Here is a 21916-nt window from a genome sequence, read left to right as displayed (position 1 = left end):
CGTTGGCGAGGTAGCCGTCGGACAGCAGGAACACCGGCGTGCGGTAGACCAGGGCGATCCGGGCGGCCTCCAGGGCCGCGTCGAAGCAGTCGGCCGGGGTCCTCGGCGCCACCACCGGGACCGGGGCCTCACCGTTGCGGCCGTACATCGCCTGCAGCAGGTCCGCCTGCTCCGTCTTGGTCGGCAGCCCCGTCGAGGGGCCGCCGCGCTGGATGTCCACGATCAGCAGCGGGAGTTCGAGGGACACCGCCAGGCCGATCGTCTCCGACTTCAGCGCCACGCCCGGCCCGGAGGTGGTGGTCACCGCGAGCGAACCGCCGAACGCCGCCCCCAGCGCCGCACCGATCCCCGCGATCTCGTCCTCCGCCTGGAACGTGCGCACACCGAAGTTCTTGTGCCGGCTCAGCTCGTGCAGGATGTCCGAGGCCGGGGTGATCGGGTAGGAGCCCAAAAACAGCGGCAGGTCCGCCTGACGCGAGGCCGTGACCAGCCCGTAGGCGAGAGCGAGGTTGCCGGAGATGTTGCGGTAGGTGCCCACCGGGAACGCCTGCGCGGCCGGCGCCACCTCGTAGGAGACCGCGAAGTCCTCCGTCGTCTCACCGAAGTTCCAGCCCGCCCTGAACGCCGCGATGTTCGCCTCCGCGATGGCCGGCTTCTTCGCGAACTTGGTCCGCAGGAACCTCTCCGTTCCCTCGGTCGGCCGGTGGTACATCCACGACAGCAGACCCAGCGCGAACATGTTCTTGCTGCGCTCGGCCTCCTTGCGGCTGAGGTCGAAGTCCTTCAGCGCCTCCACCGTCAGCGTCGTCAGCGGCACCGGGTGCACGTGGTAGCCGTCCAGCGAGCCGTCCTCCAGCGGCGAGACCGCGTAGCCGACCTTCTGCATCGCCCGCTTGGTGAACTCGTCCGTGTTGACGATGATCTCGGCGCCGCGCGGCACATCGGCGATGTTCGCCTTCAGCGCCGCGGGGTTCATGGCGACCAGGACGTTCGGCGCGTCCCCGGGGGTGAGGATGTCGTGGTCGGCGAAGTGCAGCTGGAACGAGGAGACGCCGGGGAGGGTGCCGGCGGGGGCGCGGATCTCGGCGGGGAAGTTGGGGAGCGTGGACAGATCGTTCCCGAAGGAGGCCGTCTCCGACGTGAAACGGTCACCGGTGAGCTGCATGCCGTCACCGGAGTCCCCCGCGAACCTGATGATCACCCGGTCGAGGCGACGGACGTCCTTGGTCCCGGCCGGTTTGCGCTGCTCTCCCACGACGGTTCCGTCGGCCTGCTCCGCTGGGCTGCTGACCTGACTGGTCACTGAACTGGACCTCCCTCGAGGCGGCTGTCGGGGAGCGGCCTTCCCGAAGGCCGTCCCACGTTCAACCCTACGTCGGTAAGGGTCGCCTTCCCGGGCCATTCGCCCCGACCGACACCGCTTCGTCTCACCTTCCGGTCACCGGGCGGTCCCGGGTGTCAGGAGTTGAGGTAGGTCAGCACGGCCAGCACCCGGCGGTGGTCGCCCTCGCTCGGGGACAGGCCCAGCTTGAGGAAGATGTTGCTGACGTGCTTCTCCACGGCGCCGTCGCTCACCACGAGCTGCTTGGCGATCGCCGAGTTGGTGCGGCCCTCGGCCATCAGGCCCAGCACCTCGCGCTCGCGCGGGGTGAGACCCGCGAGCACGTCCTGCTTGCGGCTGCGCCCGAGCAGCTGCGCGACCACCTCCGGGTCCAGCGCCGTACCGCCCTCGGCCACGCGCACCACCGCGTCGACGAACTCGCGCACCTCGGCCACCCGGTCCTTCAGCAGGTAGCCGACGCCCCTGCTGGAACCGGCGAGCAGCTCGGTGGCGTACCGCTCCTCCACGTACTGCGACAGCACGAGCACGCCGAGCCCGGGATGCGTCCGCCGCAGCTGTACGGCGGCCCGTACGCCCTCGTCGGTGTGCGTGGGCGGCATCCGCACGTCGGCCACGACGACGTCGGGCAGCGCCTGCTCGGCGTGCAGCTCGGTGATCGTCTTCACCAGCGCCTCGGCGTCCCCGACCCCGGCGACGACCTCGTGCCCGCGGTCGGTGAGCAGCCGCGTCAGCCCTTCGCGCAACAACACCGAGTCCTCGGCGATGACGACCCGCACCCTGTCCTCCACGATCTTGTCCCCCCGCACCGGCGTCCCCACCGGGCCGACTCCCGTCACGCGACCCGCCCGGGGTGAACCCCAGCATTCCAGCAAACGGGTCCGGACAGAAAGGAGAACCGGCGCGAGCGGTCGGGGCGACGTGGGAGGAGGGTGGCCGGGGCGACGTGGCCGGGGCGCCGTGCGAGGGGCGGCCGGGGACCTCCGCCCCGGCCGCCCCTCGGCCACCCGACGACCTTCAGCCCGCGGCGCTCATGCCGCGATGCTCAGCCCGCGGCGCTCATCCCCACCGCACCCCGCCACGGCAGTTCCGCCGTCACCCGCGTGGGGCCGCCCGCCGGCGAGTCCACCACCAGGATGCCGTCCACCGCGTCCAGCCGTCCGGACAGTCCCGCCAGGCCGGAGCCCCCGGCCGCGTCGGCCCCACCGGTGCCGTCGTCGACGACCTGCACCATCAGCCGGTCGCCGGCCCGCCACACCTCCACCGACGCCCCGCGGGCGCCACTGTGCTTGCTGACGTTCTGCAGCAGCTCCGAGACCGTGAAGTACGCGATGCCCTCGATGGCGGGCGCCGGCCGCTCCGCCAGGTCCACCTCCACCCGCACCGGCACCGTGCAGCGCGAGGCGACCGACGACAGCGCCGCGTCCAGGCCCCGGTCGGTGAGGACGGCCGGATGGATGCCGCGGGCCAGGTCGCGCAGTTCCTGCAGCGCCGTCTTCACCTCGCCGTGCGCCTCGTCCACCATCCGCGCGGCCTCCTGCGGGTCCTCGCGCAGCTTCTCCTTCGCGAGCCCCAGGTCCATGGCGAGGTTCACCAGCCGGGCCTGCGCCCCGTCGTGCAGATCCCGCTCGATGCGCCGCAGGTCGGCCGCCGCGGTGTCGACCACGACCCCCCGGTCCGACTCCAGCTCCACCACCCGCGACGCCAGCTTCGACGGCCCGAGCAGCCCGTGCACCATCACCCGGTCCACCGTGGTCAGCGCCCGCACGATCCACGGCGTGGCCAGCGTGAACAGCAGGCCCACCGCCGCCGTCACCGCGATCTCGAACGGGTTGTCCAGGTACACGCTGTGCTGCTCGTCCCCGTAGAGCTGCAGCCCGCCCTGCCCGCCGTACACCGGGAACACCCAGAACCACAGCGGGTACGTCAGCAGCGCCCACCCGTACACCCAGAAGTTGACCGTCACCACGAACGAGAACGTCGACCAGGGCAGCTGCAGCACCGCGTACAGCAGGTGCCGCCACGACGTCCCGCTCTTCAGCACGGCCCCCATCCACGCGAACAATCCCCGTCCGCGCGGCCGCAACGGCTCCGGCTCGGCCACCTCCAGCCGCAGCAGGCCCCGTGCCCGCGCCCGCTCCAGCGCCCCCAAGCCCCGGCAGCCGGCCAGCGCCGCCGCCAGCACCGGCACGCCGAGGAACGTCACCAGCAGCCCCGCGCCCAGCGCCACCATCGTCACGGCGTACGTGAACAGCACGACGCTGATCGGCAGGCTGGTCAGCACGTACGCGAACTCGCGCCAGCTCCGCCCCTCGAAGGGCGCCCGCAGCCCGGCGGGCAGCAGGTGGCCCCGCTCGCGTCCCCACTCGCCCGCGGGTTCGCGCGCCGGCCCGTAGTGCTCGGCGTACCGTCCGTACTCCGTGGTCATCGGCGTGGTCCGTTTCTGCTCGTCTGCCGCTTGCCTGGTCTGCCGCTTGCCGGTCGTGCCGGGGCTGTCGGCCCGGGTGGCCTCGTACGCCTCGTACGCCTCGTACGCCTCGTACGCGCCGGAGCGCTGCCCGTCCGGGTGGCCTCGTACCTCCACCCTCCTCGACCCGCGCCCCGTGGGCCATGCGGTCCGTCGGCGTCTTGCCCCGGGGGTTTTCCCCACCCCGCGACCACGGCCGGCCCCGCGGGGACCCCGGTCAGGGCCGCGGCGTACGGTCCCCGGTCACGGCTGCTCGGTGCGGTCCCGCCAGGGCAGCTCGGCCGTCACCGTCGTCGGACCGCCGGGCGGGGAGTCCACGACGAACAGGCCGTCGACCGCGTCGAGGCGTTCCGCGAGCCCCCGCATGCCGCTGCCGGCGTCGAGGCTCGCCCCGCCGTGGCCGTCGTCCCAGACCTGGACGAGCAACCGGTCGTCGGAGCGCCACACCTCCACGCTCGCCTGCCGCGCCCCGCTGTGCTTGCTGATGTTCTGCAGCAGCTCCGAGACGGTGAAGTAGGCGATGCCCTCGATGGCCGCGGCCGGCCGCGACGGCAGGTCGGCCGTCACCTTCACCGGCACCGTGCAGCGCGAGGCGACCGACGACAGGGCCGCGTCCAGACCCCGGTCGGTCAGCACGGCCGGATGGATGCCGCGGGCCAGGTCGCGCAGCTCCCGCAGCGCCAGCTTCACCTCGCCGTGCGCCTCGTCGACCATGGCGGCCACCTGGTCGTCGGCCTGCCCCTCGAGCAGCTTCTCCTTGGCCAGGCCCAGCCCCATCGCGAGGTTCACGAGCCGGGCCTGCGCCCCGTCGTGCAGGTCCCGCTCGATGCGCCTCAGGTCGGCCGCCGCGGTGTCGACCACGACCCCCCGGTCCGACTCCAGCTCCGCGATACGGCGCTCCAGCTCGTCGGAGGGCGACAACAGCGCCCGCACCATCGCCCGGTCGGCGTTGGTCAGCCCCCGCGCCACGAACGGCAGTACCGGCCACAGCACGAACAGCGAGGCCAGCGTCACCGTGAAGGTGAGGATGCCCCACGGCAGCCGGATCAGGTCGTACAGGATCGTCCGCCAGCCCACCGGGTCCTTCAGGACCAGCCACATCCCCTGCAGACCGCCGGCCCGGCGCAGCGGCAACGGACTCGGCTCCTCGATCCGCACCCCCAGCAGCGCCCTGGCCCGCGCCCGCTCGGCCCGCCCCAGCAGCCGCGCCCCCATCAGACCGAGCGCCAGCAGCGGCAGACCGATCACCGTCAGGCTCAGCATGGCGCCCGTGAAGGTCACCGTCATCACGTACACGAACCCGGCCAGCGACAGCGGCAGGTTCGCCAGCAGATGGGCGATCTCCTTCCACGTCTGCGCGTCGTAGGCGAGGCGGGGCGGGGGCAGCGGGGCGTCGGCGCCGGGCGCGACGCCCCGCCGCGGGGTGAGGGCCGGTGCGGGTGCGGGTGCGGTCATATGCGTTAGCGTGCCGCGCGCCGGAGCCGCGCGCCATGGAGTTCGCCGCCCGGGCGGACGGGGGAAAACCCCACCCCAGCATCCCGAGGCGTGACGGGCTGCTTACGGTCTCTTTAGCAGGCCCTAGACTCGCGTGCGTACAGATCGTCGGACGTGTCGAGGGCAGGGAGCGAGGGGCGGACGTTGCGGGAGACGCTGCGAGAGCCGACCGTCGTCGCGGCGGGCTACTTCGAGTCGTACTCGGTCGTCGGCCTGCTGGCCGTCGTGGGCGTGCTGTTCGTCGCCGTCGCCTTCGGCGCCGGACGCCTGCTGCGCCCGGTGGTCCCGACCCCCGAGAAACTCCTCACCTACGAGTGCGGCGTCGACCCCGTCGGCGAGGGCTGGGCCCACACCCAGGTCCGCTACTACGTCTACGCCTTCCTCTACGTCGTCTTCGCCGTCGACTCGATCTTCCTCTTCCCGTGGGCGACGGTGTTCGCCGCGCCCGGCTACGGCGCGACCACGCTCGTGGAGATGTTCATCTTCCTCGGCTTCCTCACCGTGGGCCTGCTGTACGCATACAAGAAGGGCGTCCTGGCATGGACGTGAACCCGTCCGCCGACGCGCGCCCGGCCGCCACGGAGCCGGGGACCGCGCCGGAACCGCACCCCGCACCCGAGCCGGTGCTGCTGCCCGAGCCCAAGCGGCTCGGCTCGCTCGCCCGCCTCGCCCCCGAGCCCATGAAGGTGGTCCTCAACTGGGGTCGCCGCTACTCGCTCTGGGTCTTCAACTTCGGCCTGGCCTGCTGCGCCATCGAGTTCATCGCCGCGTCCATGGCCCGCCACGACTTCATCCGCCTCGGCGTGATCCCCTTCGCCCCGGGCCCGCGCCAGGCCGACCTGATGGTCGTCTCCGGCACGGTCACCGACAAGATGGCCCCCGCCGTCAAGCGCCTGTACGAGCAGATGCCCGAGCCGAAGTACGTCATCTCCTTCGGCGCGTGCAGCAACTGCGGCGGCCCCTACTGGGACTCCTACGCGGTGACCAAGGGCGTCGACCAGATCATCCCGGTCGACGTCTACGTCCCCGGCTGCCCGCCGCGCCCCGAGGCCCTGCTCCAGGGCATCCTCAAGCTCCAGGAGAAGATCGCGCGCGAGTCCCTGGGCGAGCGCTACGGCACCCCGGCCCGCCCCTCCGTCGCCGCCCTCCAGTCCGACCTGGTCAAGCCGCCGGCCCCCGGGAACGGCGCGGGGGAGGCCCGATGACGACCGTCGGCTGGCTGCCGGCCCCCGCCGAGGACCTGTTCGGCCCCGAGGCCACGGCCGAGGAGTCCTACGCCGTCCTCACCGTGGACGTCCCGCCCACCGCCTGGCTCGACGCCCTGCGCACCGCCCGCGACGAGCTGACCTGCACCTACTTCGACTGGCTCAGCGCCGTCGACGAAGTGGGCGTCGGCTTCCGCGTCTGCGCCCACCTCGCCTCCCTCACACCGGTACGCCGTCTGCTGCTGCGCACCACCGTCCCGCACGCGGCACCGGCCCTGCCGTCGGCCGTCGGCGTCTACGCCGGCGCCGCCTGGCACGAGCGCGAGACCCACGAGATGTTCGGCGTCGACTTCACCGGCCACCCGGGGCTCGACCACCTCCTCCTCCCGGACAACTTCGAGGGCCACCCCCTGCGCAAGGACTTCGTCCTCGCCGCCCGCGTCGCCAAGGCATGGCCCGGCGCGAAGGAACCCGGCGAGTCCGACCACGGCGGCCCCAAGCGCCGCCAGATGCTCCCCCCGGGCGTCCCCGACCCCAACGAGTGGGGCCCCCTGAAGGGCCAGCTCCCCCCGGCCCCGACCCGCCCCGCCCGCACCGCACCCCGCTCCACCACGGACCGCCCGCCCCGCCGCACCCGCACGACAGCGGAGGGCTCGGCGAGCCAGACGACGCCCGTCACCGACGAGGCCGCGGGCACGACGCCTGCTCCCGCACCGCGGCGCACCCGTACAGCGACCCAGGGCTCGGCGAGCCAGGCCCCGCCCCCTGCCGACGCGGGCACGGACACGGGTAGGGGTACGGGTACGGGACCGGTTACCGGCGCGGACGCAGGAGCGGAGGCCGGTACGACGCCCGCCCCCGCCCCGAGGCGCACCCGCACGGCAGGGGAGAGTTCGGTCAGCCAAGCTGCCGCCGCCCCTTCGGGCGAGGACACGGGCGCGGAGGCACCTCCGGCCGCCCCGTCCGGACCCCGTCGTGCCCGCAGCGCTTCCCAGGGCTCCGCTTCCCAGCGTGCCCAGGGCCCCGCGACCCCCGGCGTGTCCCCGCACCGCCCCGCGACGACCCCCCGCAGCGCCGACGCCCCGTGGCACCACGCCCGCCCGGCCTTCGACGAACCGGAGCCCGAGGCTCAACCGGAACCCCAGCCCGGACCGGAGGCGAAGCCCGAACCGGAGGCAAAGCCCGGACCTGAGGTCCAGCCGGGAGCTGAGGCCCACCCCGGGTCTGAGGCTCAGCCCCAACCCGACGCCCAGCCCGGGCCCGACGCCCAGCCCGGACCTGACGCCCAGCCCGACCCCTCCGCACCCCGCGAAGCGCCCCCCGCTCCACAGACCCCCGAGGACCCCCCAGGAGGCCCGCAGTGAACGACGCTCTCGACGTCGCCCTGCGACTCCTGATCGTCTTCGTCGTCTTCCTCACCTTCCCCCTGATCGTGGGTCAGACCGAGCACAAGGTGATGGCCCACATGCAGGGCCGCCTCGGCCCGATGTACGCCGGCGGCTTCCACGGCTGGGCCCAGCTCATCGCCGACGGGGTGAAGTTCGCGCAGAAGGAGGACGTCGTCCCGGCGGGTGCGGACCGCCGCATCTTCCAGCTGGCGCCCGCCGTGGCCCTGCTGCCCTATCTCCTCGTGCTGCTCGCCATCCCGATCGGCCCCGGCGAGGGCGCCGTGGGCCAGGTGCTGGACGCGGGCGTGTTCTTCGTCCTGGCCGTGATGGGCGTGGGCGTCCTCGGCTCACTGATGGCCGGCTGGGCCTCCGCCAACAAGTTCTCCCTCCTCGGCGGCCTGCGCACCGCCGCCCAGCTCCTGTCCTACGAACTGCCCATGCTGCTCGCCGCCGCCTCCGTGGCGATGGCCGCCGGCACGGTCTCCCTGCCCGGCATCGTCGACGCCTTCGCGTGGTGGTGGCTGCCGTGGCAGATCACCGGTGCCCTGGTCTTCTTCATCGCCGGTCTCGCCGAGCTGCAGCGGCCGCCGTTCGACATGCCCGTCGCCGACTCGGAGATCATCTTCGGTGCCTACACCGAGTACACGGGCCTGCGTTTCGCTCTCTTCCTCCTCGCCGAGTACGCCGGGATCGTCGTCCTGTGCGGTCTGACCACCGTCCTCTTCCTGGGCGGCTGGCACGGCCCCTGGGGTGCCGACGGCCTCGGCTGGGTCTGGACCCTGCTGAAGACCGCGCTCCTCGCCTTCGTCGTGATCTGGCTGCGCGTCACTTATCCCCGCCTGCGCGAGGACCAGCTCCAGAAGTTCTCCTGGACCCTCCTCGTCCCCCTCTCCCTCGCTCAGATCGCCCTCACCGGCATCGTCAAGGTGGTGATCTCCTAAATGGCCCCCATCCCTGGCTCCGGCCTCGCCAAGGGCCTGGCCGTCACCCTCCGCACGATGACCAGGAAGACGGTCACCGAGCAGTACCCGGACGCCCAGCCCGACCTCCCGCCCCGCACCCGTGGGGTGATCGGGCTGTTCGAGGAGAACTGCACGGTCTGCATGCTGTGCGCCCGTGAGTGCCCCGACTGGTGCATCTACATCGACTCCCACAAGGAGACGGTCCCGGCGGCGACGCCCGGTGGCCGCGAACGCAGCCGCAACGTCCTGGACCGCTTCGCCATCGACTTCTCCCTGTGCATGTACTGCGGTATCTGCATCGAGGTCTGTCCTTTCGACGCCCTGTTCTGGTCCCCGGAGTTCGAGTACGCCGAGACCGACATCCGCGACCTCACCCACGAGCGCGACAAGCTGCGCGAGTGGATGTGGACCGTCCCGGCGCCGCCGGCCCTCGACCCGGGTGCGGAGGAACCGAAGGAGATCGCCGCCGCCCGCAAGACCGCCGAGAAGCTCGCGGCCCAGCAGACCCCGCCGGCCACCGAACCCCACGCCGACGAGCAGGCCCGCACGGCCGAGGGGCCCACCCGAGCCCAGGGCGACTCGCCCCAGCAGACCGACCAGCCCGGCACCGCGCCCCAGCCGAAGCAGGAGGGCCGGGAATGACCTTCGCCCTCGCCGCGGCCGGGCCGGCCCACCCCGGTCCGAGCGGTGTGCCCCTGGCCGCCGCAGCACACGGCTTCCTCTCGCCGACCGGCGTGGAGATCGCCTTCCTCCTCGTCGGACTGCTCACCTTCGGCGCGGCCCTCGTCACCGTCACCACCAGGCAGCTCGTGCACGCCGCCCTCTGGCTGGTGGTCGCACTCGGTGGGCTCGCCGTCGAGTACCTCCTGCTCACCGCCGAGTTCATCGCCTGGGTGCAGGTCCTCATCTACGTGGGTTCCGTCGTCGTCCTCCTCCTGTTCGGTCTGATGCTCACCAGGGCCCCCATCGGCCGCTCCCCGGACGCCGACTCCGGCAACCGCTGGGCCGCCCTCACGGTCGCCGCCGCCGCGGCGGCCGCGCTGATCTGGGTGGTCGTCGACGCCTTCCGCACCACCTGGATCGACCTGGACGGCCCGGCCGCCGGCTCCACCGAGGTCACCGGAGCGAGCCTCTTCCAGCACTGGGTCCTGCCCTTCGAGGCCCTCTCCGTCCTCCTCCTCGCGGCCCTGGTCGGCGCGATCGTCCTGTCCCGCAAGGCCAGGGCGGAGAAGAGCTCTCCCCCTGTGAACTCCCGGGACTCGGCCGACGGTTCCCCCGTCGTCCCGGAATCCCGGAATCACTCGTCCGGGGGACACCGCCCCACCGAGCAGGAAGGCGCCCGCTGATGCACCTCGCCTATCCCGCCGTCCTGTCCGCCCTCCTCTTCTGCACCGGCGTGTACGGCGTCCTCGCCCGTCGCAACGCGATCCTGGTCCTGATGTCGGTCGAGCTGATGCTCAACGCCGTCAACCTCAACCTGGTCGCCTTCGACGTCTGGCTCAGCCGTACCGCCGAGGAGACCCTGCACTCCGGCCAGGCCCTGACCCTGTTCACCATCGCCATCGCGGCCGCCGAGATCGGCATCGGCCTGGCGATCGTCCTCGCCGTGTACCGCAACCGCGGCACCTCGGACATCGACAAGCTCCGCGACACCGCCGAAGGGCACGAGAGCGGCCCCGACGGCGACGCCCCCGCGGCGGAGAAGGCTGAGGCCAGCGCGTGACCACGACCACCCTCGCCGTCCTCGTCCCCCTCCTGCCGTTCCTGGGCGCCGTCGCCGGCCTGCTCCTGGGCCGCACCGTCCCCGGATTCGTGCGCCCGCTCGCCGTCCTGCCGACCCTCACCGCCTTCGTCCTGGCCGTGCTGGTCGCCGCGCGCCAGGGCGGGGACGCCGCCGTCGACGCGGCCACCGAACTCACCCCCACGGGCTCGGTGCCGGTGGACCTCGCCCTGCACATCGACGGCTTCGCCGCCCTGGTCGCCGTCCTGGTCGGCCTGGTCGCCTCCTGCGTGCAGATCTACTCCACGGGCTACCTGCGCGACGACCCCCGCTACCCGTCGTACGCCGCGCTCGTGTCGCTGTTCACCTCCGCGATGCTGCTGGTCGTCTACTCCGGCGACCTGATCGTGCTGCTGATCGGCTGGGAGGTCATGGGCATCTGCTCGTACTTCCTGGTCGGCCACTACTGGGAGACCCCCGAGGCCCGGGCCGCCTCCCTCAAGGCCTTCCTGGTCACCAAGCTCGGCGACGTGCCCTTCCTGATCGGCCTGTTCGCCCTCGCCACCGACGCCGGATCGTTCCGCGTCACCCGGGTCCTCGACACCGTCGCGCACGGCGGCCTCGACCACCCGACGGTGGTGGCGCTGCTGCTCCTGGCCGGGGTGGCGGGCAAGTCGGCGCAGTTTCCGCTGCACACCTGGCTCCCCGACGCGATGGCCGGCCCCACCCCCGTCTCCGCGCTGATCCACGCCGCGACCATGGTCGCCGCCGGTGTCTACTTCATCGCCCGGCTCCTCCCCGTGTTCGAGGCGTCCGCCGCCGCGATGGTCGTCATGGCCGTCATGGCCGCGGTCACCATGACCGGGTCCGGGCTCGCCGCGCTGGCCCAGGACGACATCAAGCGCGTCCTCGCCTACTCGACGATCGGCCAGCTCGGCTACATGACCGGTGCCCTCGCCGTCGGCGACCGCGGTGCCGCCGTCTTCCACCTCCTGTCCCACGGCGCCTTCAAGGCGCTGCTGTTCCTCGCGGCCGGCGTGGTCATCCACGCCGCCGGCACCAACTCGCTGGCCGCGATGTCCCGGATGAGCGGCCTGCGGGACCGCGTCCCGGACGCCTACTGGACGATGACCGTGGCGCTCCTCGCGCTCGCCGCGATCCCGCCGTTCAGCGGCTTCTTCTCCAAGGAGTCCGTCCTCGGCGCCGCCGAGCACGTCACGGCCGGTCACACCGGGCACGTGCCCGCCGCGACGGGCTGGATCGTCCTCGTCGCCGGCCTCGTCACCGCCTTCCTGACCGCCGCCTACGCGGCGCGCCTGTGGCTGCTGGCGTTCCGCGGGCACGGTGCGCAGGCCCCCGACCACGGCCGTCAGCCGCTGACGATGACCGTCGTGCTGTGGGTGCTCGCCGTACCGTCGCTCGCCCTGGGCGGACTGGCCTACCGGGCGCTGCCCGACTGGTTCGACGGCGACGACCTCGCCCCGACCCTGACCACCTCGGTGCTCGGCACCGGGATCGCCCTGATCGGCGGCCTCGTCACCTACGCGGCCTGGCGGCACCTCACCGGGCTGGCCGCGCGCGTACCGCTGGGCGCGGTCGCCGCCCACCCCGAGGGCGACGCCGGCCAGGTCGAGGCCGAGGCGATCGCCACCCACGCCCCCGCGTACGGCGACGTGGCCTCGGCGCCCGACCCCGCCGATCCCGGACGGCTGCTGCTCGGCCCGCTGCACCGGCACGCGGCCGTCGGCTTCCACCTGGACGCCGTCTACACGGCGCTCTTCGTGCGGCCGGTGCTGGCCGGTGCCTCACTGGTGCGGTTCCTGGACCGGGAGGTCGTCGAGACCTACGTGCGCGGTGCGGGCGTCCTACCCCGCTGGTTCGGCGCCGCCGTACGGCGCGCCCAGACCGGCAACGTGCAGACCTATGTGAGCGCGCTGCTCGCCGGCACCGTCGTCCTCGCGGTCGCCGCCGTCCTCGTCGCCACGGGAGCGTGAGCAGGCGTGATCGATATCAACGAGTCCGTGATGCAGTTCCTTCTGGCGTTCGTCGTCGTCGGCCCGCTCCTCGGCGCGGCCGCCGCCCTCCTGCCCGCCCCGCCCGGACTGAAGGGGAAGTCGCCCGAGCAGGCCGTGCTCCGGCACGGCGTGACCGTCACCGGCGCCGTCCTCGCCGCCGCCGTCGTCCTGGCGCTCGGCTTCGACCACGACCACCCGTCGAGGATCCAGGCGAGCACGGACATCAGCTGGATCCCCGCACTCGACGTGCGCATCCACCTCGGCATCGACGGCATCTCCCTCCCCCTCGTGGTCCTCACGGCGCTGCTGACCTTCCTGAGCGCCCTCTACAGCTACTTCAAGATGCCCGCGGGCCCGAGCGCCAAGGGCTTCGTGGCCCTGGTGCTCGTCTTGGAGTCCGGCACCCTCGCCACCTTCGCCGTCCTCGACCTGCTGCTGTTCTTCCTCGCCTTCGAGATGGTCCTCGTCCCGATGTACTTCCTCATCGCCCGCTGGGGCGGCGAGGGCCGGACCGGGGCGGCCTGGAAGTTCATCCTGTACACGCTGCTCGGCTCGGTGGTCATGCTGCTCGGCCTGCTCCTCATCGGCCTGAGGGCGGGCACGTTCGACATGGTGGCACTCGCCACTGACAACGGGCGGTCGCTGAGCACGTCCGTGCAGGTCATCGCCGTTCTGGCGATCGGCGTCGGGCTCGCCGTGAAGACCCCGATGTGGCCGCTGCACAGCTGGCTTCCCGACGCCCACACCGCCGCCCCGACCGTGGGCTCGGTGCTGCTGGCGGGGGTCCTGCTGAAGATGGGCACGTACGGGTTCGTCCGGATCCTGCTGCCCATCGCACCCGACGGCTTCCGCACCTTCGCGCCGTACCTCGCCGCGTTCGCCGTCGTCGGCATCATCTACGGATCGCTGGCCTGCCTGGCCCTCGCCAAGCAGGGCGCCAAGGGCGACCTCAAGCGCCTGATCGCCTACTCCTCCGTGGGCCACATGGGCTTCGTCCTCCTCGGCATCGCCACCATGACCCCGACCGGAGTGAACGGCGCTCTCTTCGCCAACATCGCCCACGGCCTCATCACCGGCCTGCTGTTCTTCCTGGTCGGCGCCCTGAAGGACCGCACCGGCACGACCGACCTCGACACCCTCGCCGAAGGGACCGGCGCCGCGCTGTACGGCAAGGCGCCCCGCCTGGGCGGCCTGCTCGCCTTCGCTGCCGTCGCCTCCCTCGGACTGCCCGGCCTCGCTGGGTTCTGGGGCGAGGTGCTGGCCCTGTTCGGCGCGTTCCGCCCCGCCGCCGACCTCAGCCGGCCCGCCTTCCTCACCTTCACCGCGATCGGCGCCTTCGGCACGCTGCTGACGGCCGCGTACCTGCTGGTGGTCGTCCGCCGCGTCTGCATGGGCGCCGTACCGCAGGACGCGCCCGCCCTCACCGACGTGCGCTCCTACGAGTTCGCCGCCTGGACCCCCCTCGTCGCCCTCACCGTCGTCGCCGGACTGTGGCCCAGGACCCTGCTCGGCCTGACGGACCCGGCCGTGCAGCAGCTCCTCGCAGGAGGTACCCGATGAGCTCCCTGGCCCAGCCGCTGGCCGAGAACCTCGTCCAGTCGGTCGACTGGCTCGCGATCGCCCCACCCACGCTCGCGGCGGTCGTCGCCCTCGCCGTCCTCGTCGCCGACCTGTTCGTGCCCGAGGCGAGGAAACAGCTCCTCGGCTGGCTGTCGGTGGCCGGCCTGGCCGCCTCCGCGGCCCTGCTGCTGCCCCTCCTCGACGGCGACCGCTCCACCTTCTGCCTCACCGGCACGCGCGACGTGTGCAGCTACACCGTCGACCGCTTCACCCTGGTCATCCAGTTCCTGGTCCTCGGCGGAGCCCTCCTCGCCGCGCTGCTGTCGGTCACCGCGCTGAAGGACGCGCGCAAGCAGCTCCCCGAGGGCGAGTTCTGGTTCCTGCTGCTGTCCTCCGCCGCCGGCGCCGCCCTCCTGCCCGCCTCCCGCGACCTCGCCACCCTGATCGTCGCCCTCGAGGTCGCCTCCCTGCCGGCCTTCGCCCTCGTCGGCCTGCGGCACGGCGACCGCAGGTCCTCCGAGGCGGCCCTGAAGTTCTTCCTGTCGTCCGTCACCGCGACCGCCGTCAGCCTCCTGGGCATCAGCTTCGTGTACGCCACGACCGGCACCCTGTACCTCACCCAGGTCGCCGAGCGCATCCAGCACGTCGACGGACAGCTGCACACCCTCGCGCAGACCGGCGTCGTCCTCACCCTCGTCGGCTTCGCCTTCAAGACGGCCGCCGTGCCCTTCCACTTCTGGGTCCCGGACACCTACGTCGGCGCCCCGCTGCCGATCGCCGCCTACCTCTCGGTGGTCGGCAAGGCGGTCGGCTTCTCCGGCCTGATCCTCGTGACCGTCGTCGCCTTCCCGTCGTACGCCGACGTCTGGGGCCCCGCCCTCGCCGCCCTGGCCGCGCTCACCATGACCGTCGGCAACGTCGGCGCGCTGCGCCAGCGCACCACGCGCGCGTACAGCGCCGTACGCCTGCTCGCCTGGTCCTCCGTGGGCCAGGCCGGCTACCTCCTGGTGCCGATCGCCGCGGCCGCCTACTCCGACGACGCCGAGCACGCCGTCGGCTCCACGCTCGCGTACGCCCTCATGTACGCCGCCGTGAACCTCGGCGCCTTCGCGGTGGCCGCGCTGGTCGGCCGCACCGCCCGCGAGAACCGCGTCGCCGACTACCGCGGCCTGTACGCGTCCCACCCCGTCACGGCGCTGCTCCTCGCCTTCTTCCTGCTGTGCCTGGCCGGACTCCCGCCGGGCATCATCGGCCTGTTCGCGAAGGTCACCGTGTTCTCCGCCGCCGTCGACGCGGGCCTGGGCTGGCTCGCCGTCGTCATGGCCGCGAACGTCGTGATCGCGCTGTTCTACTACCTCCAGTGGACGGCCCTGCTGTTCCGCGCCCCCGAGGGCGAGCCGGCGAAGCACCGCGTGCCCGCGCCGCTCACCGCCGCGATCACGCTGACCGCGGTCGTCGGAATCGCCCTGTCCGGTGCGCCGCAGCTGGTCCTGCGCTTCGCCGACACGACGCTGTTCTGAGCGCCGACCGGCGCGTACGACCGCGAGCCGGTGGGCCGTCACCCGGACGGCTCACCCCTGGCCGCCCGGGTACAAGGGAACTCGTGACTTCCGCCTGGCGTTGACCATGACGGGAGGGTCCACTGGACGTGACACCAGACAGGACCGCAGATCGACCAGCAAAGGGTTCTCCTGCCGCACGACTTGGAGGGCGTACCGTGCACCGCCGGCACAACGGGCTCAGGACCGCAGTTCTCCTCGGGGGGCTGTCGGCGCTCATCATCGTCATCGGCGGCTTCTTCGGCCGCACGGGACTGATCGTCGCGGTCGTCGTCGCGCTCGGCACCAACGCGTACGCGTACTGGAACAGCGACAAGATGGCCCTGCGCGCCATGCGGGCCCGCCCGGTGAGCGAGTTCGAGGCACCGGGGCTGTACCGCATGGTGCGCGAGCTCTCCACCCAGGCCCGCCAGCCGATGCCCCGCCTGTACATCTCGCCGACCGAGGCACCCAACGCCTTCGCGACCGGCCGCAACCCGCGCAACGCCGCCGTGTGCTGCACGGAGGGCATCCTGCGCATCCTCGACGAGCGCGAGCTGCGCGGGGTGATCGGCCACGAGCTCAGCCACGTCTACAACCGCGACATCCTCATCTCGTCCGTCGCCGGCGCACTGGCCTCCGTGATCATGTTCCTGGTGAACTTCGCCTGGCTCATCCCCGTCGGCCGCTCGGACGACGACGACGGCCCCGGCATCCTCGGCATGCTCCTGATCATGATCCTTGGACCGCTGGCGGCGAGCCTCATCCAGCTCGCCATCAGCCGCTCCCGGGAGTACGAGGCGGACGCGTCCGGCGCCCGGCTCACCGGCGACCCGCTGGCGCTCGCCGGGGCCCTGCGCAAGCTCGAGACGGGCACCAAGCAGCTCCCGCTGCCCCCGGAGCCCCGCATCGAGACCGCCAGCCACATGATGATCGCGAACCCGTTCCGCCCGGGGCAGGGACTGTCGAAGATGTTCTCGACGCACCCTCCGATGGCGGAACGTATCGCCCGCCTCGAGAAGATGGCAGGTCACCCGTGAGAACCATCCTGAACGTCATTTGGCTCGTCCTCAGCGGCTTCTGGCTGTTCCTCGCCTACCTGGCGGCGGGCCTGATCCTCTGCATCACCATCATCGGCATCCCGTTCGGCATCGCCGCGTTCCGCATCGGCGTCTACGCCCTCTGGCCGTTCGGCTACACCACGGTCGAACGGCGCGACGCCGGCGCCCCGTCCTGCATCGGCAACGTGCTCTGGCTCGTCCTCGCCGGCTGGTGGCTGGCGATCGGCCACATCGTCACCGGGCTGCTGTTGTGCCTCACGATCATCGGCATCCCCTTCGGCGTGGCCAACTTCAAGCTGATCTCGGTCTCGCTGTTCCCCCTCGGCCGCGAGATCGTGCCGTCGGACGAGCCGTTCGCCGCACGCTGAGCCACGGCCGCCGACGGAGCGTTCCGCCGACCGTCATCCACAGGCACCGGCTGTCCACAGCCACCGAGTCGTCCACAGCCACGGAAGTCGTCCACAGCCACCGAGTTGTCCACAGGCCCGCACGACTGTCAGTAGCGGCCCGCATCATCAACGCATGACCGAGAACGAGCAGTTGCTGGCACGGGTGGCGGCCAAGGCCCGCTCCACCCGCCCTTGGGGCTGGCCCACCCTGCCCGGGCCCGTCGACGCGGACACCCTGACCCGCGCCGAGGCCGCCCTGGGCTTCCCGCTGCCGCCGCTGCTCGCCGACCTCTACCTGCGGACAGGAGACGGCGGATTCGGCCCCGAGTACGGCCTGTTGCCCCTGCTCGACAGCCCACCGGCCGGCGAGTCCTCCGCCGTCACCCAGTACCTCACCTACCGCGAGCGAGGCCGGGACGACCCCGACTGGCCCTGGCCCGAAGGCGTCCTGCCGATATCCCACGCTGCCGCGACACTCGACCCGGCGACGGCTCGGCGGACGGACGGACGGCTGACGTAAGCCGCTCGCCCGACACCTGAGCCCGACCCCCGACCCGCCACAGTCCACGGCCCATCGCCCCGGCACCGCGGCGCCCGAGGCCCCTCGGAATTGGCGTCCGATGCCCCCGCACCGGCGGCCAACGCCTGGCAACCACTGCTCAACGCCCCGACGCGGCTAACGGCCGGCGAACCGCCGCCGCACCCCGTACACGGCCACCCCCACCGCGATCACCCCCGCACCCACGGCCACCGACGTTCCCGGCAGCGAGAAGGCCAGGACCGCGCACCCGGCCAGCCCCAGGGCCGGCAGCACTCGTGCCCTGACCGCCGCGTCCAGCGTCCACGCCGAGGCGTTGGCCACCGCGTAGTACGTCAGCACACCGAAGGAGGAGAAGCCGATCGCGCCCCGTACGTCCACCGTGGCGGCGAGGACGGCGACCACCGCGCCCACGGCCAGCTCGGCCCGGTGCGGCACGTGGAACCGCGGATGCACGGCGGCCAGCGCCCCGGGCAGGTGCCGGTCCCGTGCCATGGCCAGCGTGGTCCGGGAGACGCCCAGAATTAGGGCGAGCAGCGAACCCATGGCGGCCACCGCGGCCCCGACCCGCACCACCGGCACCAGCGCCGGCACCCCGGCCGCGCGCACCGCGTCCGCCAACGGCGCACCGGCCCGCCCGAGATCCCCCGCACCCAGCACCGAAAGGACGGAGATCGCCACGCACGCGTAGACGGCCAGCGCGATACCGAGAGCCAGCGGGATCGCGCGGGGAATGGTGCGCGCCGGATCCCGCACCTCCTCACCGAGGGTCGCGATGCGCGCGTACCCGGCGAACGCGAAGAAGAGCAGGCCCGCCGCCTCCAGAACCCCGCCGGCGCCCCGGGAGGCCCCGATGTCCAACCGTTCCGAAGCGAAGGAGTCCGAGCCCAGACACACGACCACGACACCGGCCAGCACCGCCAGGACGACCGCGACGACGACCCGCGTCAGCCAGGCCGACTTCTGGATGCCGCCGTAGTTCACGGCCGTCAGCGCCACCACGGCCGCGACCGCCACGGCGTGCGCCTGCCCGGGCCAGACGTACGCGCCGACCGTCAGGGCCATGGCGGCACACGAGGCCGCCTTGCCGACGACGAACGACCAGCCGGCGAGGTAGCCCCAGAACGGGCCGAGCCGCTCACGGCCGTAGACGTACGTGCCGCCGGACGCCGGATACACGGCCGCCAGGCGGGCCGACGCGACGGCGTTGCAGTAGGCCACCACGGCGGCGACGGCCAGGCCGAGCAGCAGCCCGGAGCCGGCCGTACGGGCAGCCGGCCCCAGCGCGGCGAAGATGCCGGCGCCGACCATCGAGCCGAGCCCGATGACCACGGCGTCCCCGAGCCCCAGGGTGCGCCGGAGTTCAGCGGCGGATCCGGACGGTGTCATGCGCCGCACCCTACTGACCAGGGGAACCACCGGACCGCGCGAGGGCGTCGTCCACGGCAACAAGGCACGAACAGGCAGACGGACACCGCCCCCACGGACCGTAACCACAGTCCCGGGACAGTGTGTACACAGGGCAGAAGGGCAGGTTCCCGGGCATGAGCATCCTCGCCTGGATCATCCTCGGACTGTTGGCCGGCGTGATCGCCAAGATCCTGCTCCCGGGCCGCGACCCGGGCGGACTCGTGGGCACCACCCTGATCGGCGTCGCGGGCGCCTTCGTCGGCGGCTGGATCTCCGCCCGCTGGCTGGACCACCCCGTCAGCAAGGACTTCTTCGACGCGGCGACCTGGGCCTCCGCGATAGGCGGCTCCCTGGTCCTGCTGATCCTCTATCGCATCGTGTTCGGCAACTCCCGCGACTGAGGAGCGCCGACGCCAGGCCCGGGGACGGGGACGGGCACGAGCCCGGGCCGGGGCACGGAAAAGGGTGGGCACCGCTCGGTGCCCACCCCCTGCGCACAGGCGCCTAGCGGTAGTTCACGAACTGCAGCGCGAAGTCGAAGTCCTTGCCCTTGAGCAGGGCGATGACGGTCTGCAGGTCGTCGCGGCTCTTGGAGCTGACGCGGAGTTCGTCGCCCTGGACCTGGGCCTTGACGCCCTTGGGGCCCTCGTCCCGGATGATCTTCGCGACCTTCTTGGCGTTCTCCTGGGAGATGCCCTCCTCGATCGACGCGAAGAGCTTGTACTCCTTGCCGGAGAGCTGCGGCTCGCCCGCGTCCAGCGCCTTCAGCGAGATCCCGCGCTTGATGAGCTTCGACTGGAAGACGTCGAGGACAGCCTTCACCCGGTCCTCGGAGTTCGCCTCCATGAGGATCTTGTCGCCGGACCACGAGATCGAGGCGCCCACGCCCTTGAAGTCGTAGCGCTGGGAGATTTCCTTGGCGGCCTGGTTGAGGGCGTTGTCGACCTCCTGCCGCTCGACCTTCGAGACGATGTCGAAACTGGAGTCGGCCATGTCCTGTGGCTCCTTGTATCGGGGTGCGTATCGGTGCGTTTCGGTACGGGTGGGTGCGCGTCGGCGTCCGCGGGGACGGCCGGCCGACCGGGTGGAGGCCCGGGCCGCATCCGCACAAGCCTAGCCACCTCGCCGGGGCCGGGTGGTGATCAATCGGGTGGCGGAGCACCCCCCGGGATCGGGTATTGTTTACGTCGTTGCCACGGAGCACCGCCGAAAAGCAGTGCGACGAGCGACAAACCCGGCGGTGTGCCCGAGCGGCCAAAGGGAGCAGACTGTAAATCTGCCGGCTCAGCCTTCCCAGGTTCGAATCCTGGCGCCGCCACACGGACGAGAGGCCCCTGCCTTCTGCGGAGACGCGGAGGCAGGGGCCTCTCGCTGTGCAAGCGGCGCCGCGAAGGCTACGTCCCGGACTCCCCGTTCCCCGGTGTCTGGGCCGCCCGTTTCACCTCTGCCTCGACCTCGATGCGCGACCTGCCCTCCTCCTTCGCGTACTCGGTCACCGTGGCCTGCACGTCCCGGGCGAGGTCGCGCCAGGCGCGCCAGGCCGTCTCGTACGTGTCCGTCTGGGTCTGCGACCAGGGGGACGCCGTGGGGGCGCCGTAGTTGTCCCGCAGCTGGAGGACCCGCACATGGGCCTCGTCCGCCGCGCGCTGCTTCTCCACGAGTTCCTCGAAGGTATGTGCCACGAGTACGGATGCTAAGGAGGTCCCGGCGCATCCGCGCGGCGAGCGCGGCGCACGCCGCGGCGCCGTACCCGCGTGGCCCACTGCGGCACACTGGCTCCATGTCCAGCCGTCGCCGCACCTGCCCCGAGTGCCGCCGCGAGATCGCCGTCGTCGCCGGACGGTTCGCCCGGCACGACCCGCCCGGTGCGCGCGGGAGCGGGCTGCTCACGTCCTGCCCCGGCTCCCGCCGCCCCGCCCAACTGGACGCCGTGCAGCCCTCCCTGGACGGCTACGTCGTCCCCGAGATCCCCGGCCAGATGCCCCTCTTCTGATCCAGGGCCGTCCGGGTCACCCGGTCCATCCCAGGCACCACCCGACTCACCCGATTCGCGCCGGTCACCCGGCTCACCCGCGCAGCCGTCCTCAGTTGCCTGCCACCGATTTGACCGCCACCGACACCGGCGCCGAACCGCTGATCAGCTCCAGCGTCAGGCCCGCCGTCGCCGGAGTGTCCAGCAACTCGGCCAGGACCCTGGCCACGTCGTCGCGGGGGACCGGGCCCCGGCCCGTACGGGCCTCCAGGCGCACCAGGCCCGTGCCGGCGTCGTCCGTCAGCGAACCGGGGCGCAGCACCGTCCAGTCGAGGCCGTCCAGGCCCTGCACGTACGCGTCCGCCTCACCCTTGGCGCGCAGGTAGACGTCGAACACCTCGTCGCCCTGGTGCCCGGGGTCCGCCCCCATCGAGGAGACGATCAGGAACCGGCGTACACCCGCGCGGACCGCCGCGTCCGCGAACAGCACCGCCGCTCCCTTGTCCACGCTGTCCTTGCGGGCGACCCCGCTGCCCGGACCCGCGCCCGCCGCGAACACCACCGCGTCCGCGCCCCGCAGCCGCTCCGCCACCTCCTCGACCGACGCCGACTCCAGGTCCAGCAGCACCGGTTCGGCGCCCGCCTCCCGAAGCGCGTCGGCCTGTTCCGGCTTGCGGATGATCCCCGCTACCTCGTCCCCGCGCGCGGCGAGCAGCCGCTCCAGCCGCAGCGCGATCTGACCATGACCACCAGCGATGACAATGCGCATGATTCCGACCGTACGCCCGAACGGCCGCCGATGCCGTACGACGCCGTGCGACGTCGTGCGACGTCGTACGCCCCAGATGCCTCCTGGCC

General features: G+C 72.4%; 22 protein-coding genes, 1 tRNA gene and 1 pseudogene. 16 read left to right on the top strand and 8 right to left on the bottom strand.

All coding sequences use genetic code 11. From position 1 onward, the window contains the following. The 4 genes from E4U92_RS27905 to E4U92_RS27890 all read right to left on the bottom strand — a co-directional run. The coding region (locus tag E4U92_RS27905; RefSeq protein ID WP_137303190.1) for a 2-oxoacid:acceptor oxidoreductase family protein at positions 1 to 1303 on the bottom strand (1303 nt) is incomplete at its 3' end. Between the two features lie 155 nt (positions 1304 to 1458). Next, on the bottom strand, positions 1459 to 2130 hold the full coding sequence (locus E4U92_RS27900) for a response regulator transcription factor (RefSeq protein WP_067240461.1): 672 nt from the start codon (positions 2128 to 2130) through the stop codon (positions 1459 to 1461). Positions 2131 to 2384: 254 nt separating this feature from the next. Next, a complete protein-coding gene (locus E4U92_RS27895) occupies positions 2385 to 3767 on the bottom strand; it encodes a sensor histidine kinase (protein ID WP_137303201.1) in 1383 nt (460 codons plus the stop codon). 282 nt (positions 3768 to 4049) lie between these two features. Then, positions 4050 to 5261: a sensor histidine kinase gene (locus E4U92_RS27890; RefSeq protein ID WP_137303189.1), complete on the bottom strand. Its 1212-nt coding sequence runs from the start codon at positions 5259 to 5261 to the stop codon at positions 4050 to 4052. A 183-nt stretch (positions 5262 to 5444) separates the two neighbouring features. Between E4U92_RS27890 and E4U92_RS27885 the strand changes: the two genes are divergently transcribed. The 13 genes and pseudogenes from E4U92_RS27885 to E4U92_RS27825 all read left to right on the top strand — a co-directional run. Next, positions 5445 to 5849 (top strand): NADH-quinone oxidoreductase subunit A, encoded by a 405-nt coding sequence (locus tag E4U92_RS27885; protein ID WP_137303200.1) that lies wholly within the window; start codon positions 5445 to 5447, stop codon positions 5847 to 5849. Then, a complete protein-coding gene (locus E4U92_RS27880) occupies positions 5840 to 6505 on the top strand; it encodes an NADH-quinone oxidoreductase subunit B (protein WP_137303188.1) in 666 nt (221 codons plus the stop codon). Before E4U92_RS27885 ends, E4U92_RS27880 begins: the two co-directional genes overlap by 10 nt. Then, a complete protein-coding gene (locus E4U92_RS27875; RefSeq protein WP_137303187.1) occupies positions 6502 to 7869 on the top strand; it encodes an NADH-quinone oxidoreductase subunit C in 1368 nt (455 codons plus the stop codon). The genes E4U92_RS27880 and E4U92_RS27875 overlap by 4 nt, the downstream gene beginning before the upstream one ends. Further along, positions 7866 to 8834: a complex I subunit 1/NuoH family protein gene (locus tag E4U92_RS27870; protein WP_137303186.1), complete on the top strand. Its 969-nt coding sequence runs from the start codon at positions 7866 to 7868 to the stop codon at positions 8832 to 8834. Before E4U92_RS27875 ends, E4U92_RS27870 begins: the two co-directional genes overlap by 4 nt. Continuing rightward, positions 8835 to 9497, top strand: a complete 663-nt coding sequence (locus tag E4U92_RS27865; RefSeq protein WP_137303185.1) for a NuoI/complex I 23 kDa subunit family protein — start codon at positions 8835 to 8837, stop codon at positions 9495 to 9497. Next, a complete protein-coding gene (locus tag E4U92_RS27860; RefSeq protein ID WP_229863233.1) occupies positions 9494 to 10201 on the top strand; it encodes an NADH-quinone oxidoreductase subunit J family protein in 708 nt (235 codons plus the stop codon). Before E4U92_RS27865 ends, E4U92_RS27860 begins: the two co-directional genes overlap by 4 nt. Continuing rightward, the gene (gene nuoK / locus E4U92_RS27855) at positions 10201 to 10578 is read left to right on the top strand and encodes an NADH-quinone oxidoreductase subunit NuoK (RefSeq protein WP_137303184.1); all 378 of its coding nucleotides are present in this window, start codon (positions 10201 to 10203) and stop codon (positions 10576 to 10578) included. Before E4U92_RS27860 ends, nuoK begins: the two co-directional genes overlap by 1 nt. Continuing rightward, positions 10575 to 12569: an NADH-quinone oxidoreductase subunit 5 family protein gene (locus tag E4U92_RS27850; protein ID WP_137303183.1), complete on the top strand. Its 1995-nt coding sequence runs from the start codon at positions 10575 to 10577 to the stop codon at positions 12567 to 12569. The genes nuoK and E4U92_RS27850 overlap by 4 nt, the downstream gene beginning before the upstream one ends. A gap of 6 nt (positions 12570 to 12575) precedes the next feature. Then, entirely contained in the window at positions 12576 to 14150 is a 1575-nt protein-coding gene (locus E4U92_RS27845) for a complex I subunit 4 family protein (RefSeq protein WP_137303182.1), read from the top strand. Beyond that, complete coding sequence (locus E4U92_RS27840; protein ID WP_137303181.1) at positions 14147 to 15670, top strand: NADH-quinone oxidoreductase subunit N; 1524 nt, start codon at positions 14147 to 14149, stop codon at positions 15668 to 15670. Before E4U92_RS27845 ends, E4U92_RS27840 begins: the two co-directional genes overlap by 4 nt. Positions 15671 to 15867: 197 nt before the next feature. Further along, the gene (gene htpX / locus E4U92_RS27835; protein WP_137303180.1) at positions 15868 to 16728 is read left to right on the top strand and encodes a zinc metalloprotease HtpX; all 861 of its coding nucleotides are present in this window, start codon (positions 15868 to 15870) and stop codon (positions 16726 to 16728) included. Continuing rightward, positions 16725 to 17117: a YccF domain-containing protein gene (locus E4U92_RS27830; RefSeq protein ID WP_137303179.1), complete on the top strand. Its 393-nt coding sequence runs from the start codon at positions 16725 to 16727 to the stop codon at positions 17115 to 17117. The genes htpX and E4U92_RS27830 overlap by 4 nt, the downstream gene beginning before the upstream one ends. A 154-nt stretch (positions 17118 to 17271) precedes the next feature. Next, positions 17272 to 17601 (top strand): annotated as a pseudogene (locus tag E4U92_RS27825) (SMI1/KNR4 family protein); the annotation flags it as partial. Positions 17602 to 17814: 213 nt separating this feature from the next. Here E4U92_RS27825 and E4U92_RS27820 read toward each other — a convergent pair. Further along, the gene (locus E4U92_RS27820; RefSeq protein ID WP_137303178.1) at positions 17815 to 19065 is read right to left on the bottom strand and encodes an APC family permease; all 1251 of its coding nucleotides are present in this window, start codon (positions 19063 to 19065) and stop codon (positions 17815 to 17817) included. Positions 19066 to 19220: 155 nt separating this feature from the next. On the opposite strand from E4U92_RS27820, the gene E4U92_RS27815 reads away from it, so the two are divergent. Continuing rightward, the gene (locus E4U92_RS27815; RefSeq protein ID WP_067240408.1) at positions 19221 to 19487 is read left to right on the top strand and encodes a GlsB/YeaQ/YmgE family stress response membrane protein; all 267 of its coding nucleotides are present in this window, start codon (positions 19221 to 19223) and stop codon (positions 19485 to 19487) included. A gap of 103 nt (positions 19488 to 19590) precedes the next feature. On the opposite strand, the gene E4U92_RS27810 is transcribed toward E4U92_RS27815, so the two are convergent. After that, positions 19591 to 20079 carry a YajQ family cyclic di-GMP-binding protein gene (locus E4U92_RS27810; RefSeq protein WP_137303177.1) on the bottom strand — a complete coding sequence of 163 codons (489 nt, stop codon included), beginning with the start codon at positions 20077 to 20079 and terminating at the stop codon, positions 19591 to 19593. A gap of 243 nt (positions 20080 to 20322) precedes the next feature. Here E4U92_RS27810 and E4U92_RS27805 point away from each other — a divergent pair. Beyond that, positions 20323 to 20404: transfer RNA gene (locus E4U92_RS27805), tRNA-Tyr, on the top strand. 76 nt (positions 20405 to 20480) lie between these two features. Here E4U92_RS27805 and E4U92_RS27800 read toward each other — a convergent pair. Next, a complete protein-coding gene (locus tag E4U92_RS27800; protein ID WP_137303176.1) occupies positions 20481 to 20768 on the bottom strand; it encodes a hypothetical protein in 288 nt (95 codons plus the stop codon). Between the two features lie 98 nt (positions 20769 to 20866). Here E4U92_RS27800 and E4U92_RS27795 point away from each other — a divergent pair, with 98 nt between their 5' ends. Next, positions 20867 to 21079 (top strand): hypothetical protein, encoded by a 213-nt coding sequence (locus E4U92_RS27795; protein WP_067240403.1) that lies wholly within the window; start codon positions 20867 to 20869, stop codon positions 21077 to 21079. 91 nt (positions 21080 to 21170) lie between these two features. Here the strand turns inward: E4U92_RS27795 and E4U92_RS27790 are convergent, their stop codons facing one another. Further along, entirely contained in the window at positions 21171 to 21827 is a 657-nt protein-coding gene (locus tag E4U92_RS27790) for an SDR family oxidoreductase (RefSeq protein ID WP_137303175.1), read from the bottom strand. Positions 21828 to 21916: the final 89 nt, after the last annotated feature.

The organism is Streptomyces galbus (assembly GCF_005280195.1).
GTDB classification, from domain to species: domain Bacteria; phylum Actinomycetota; class Actinomycetes; order Streptomycetales; family Streptomycetaceae; genus Streptomyces; species Streptomyces galbus.
This window is presented reverse-complemented; position numbering and strand designations above follow the sequence as displayed.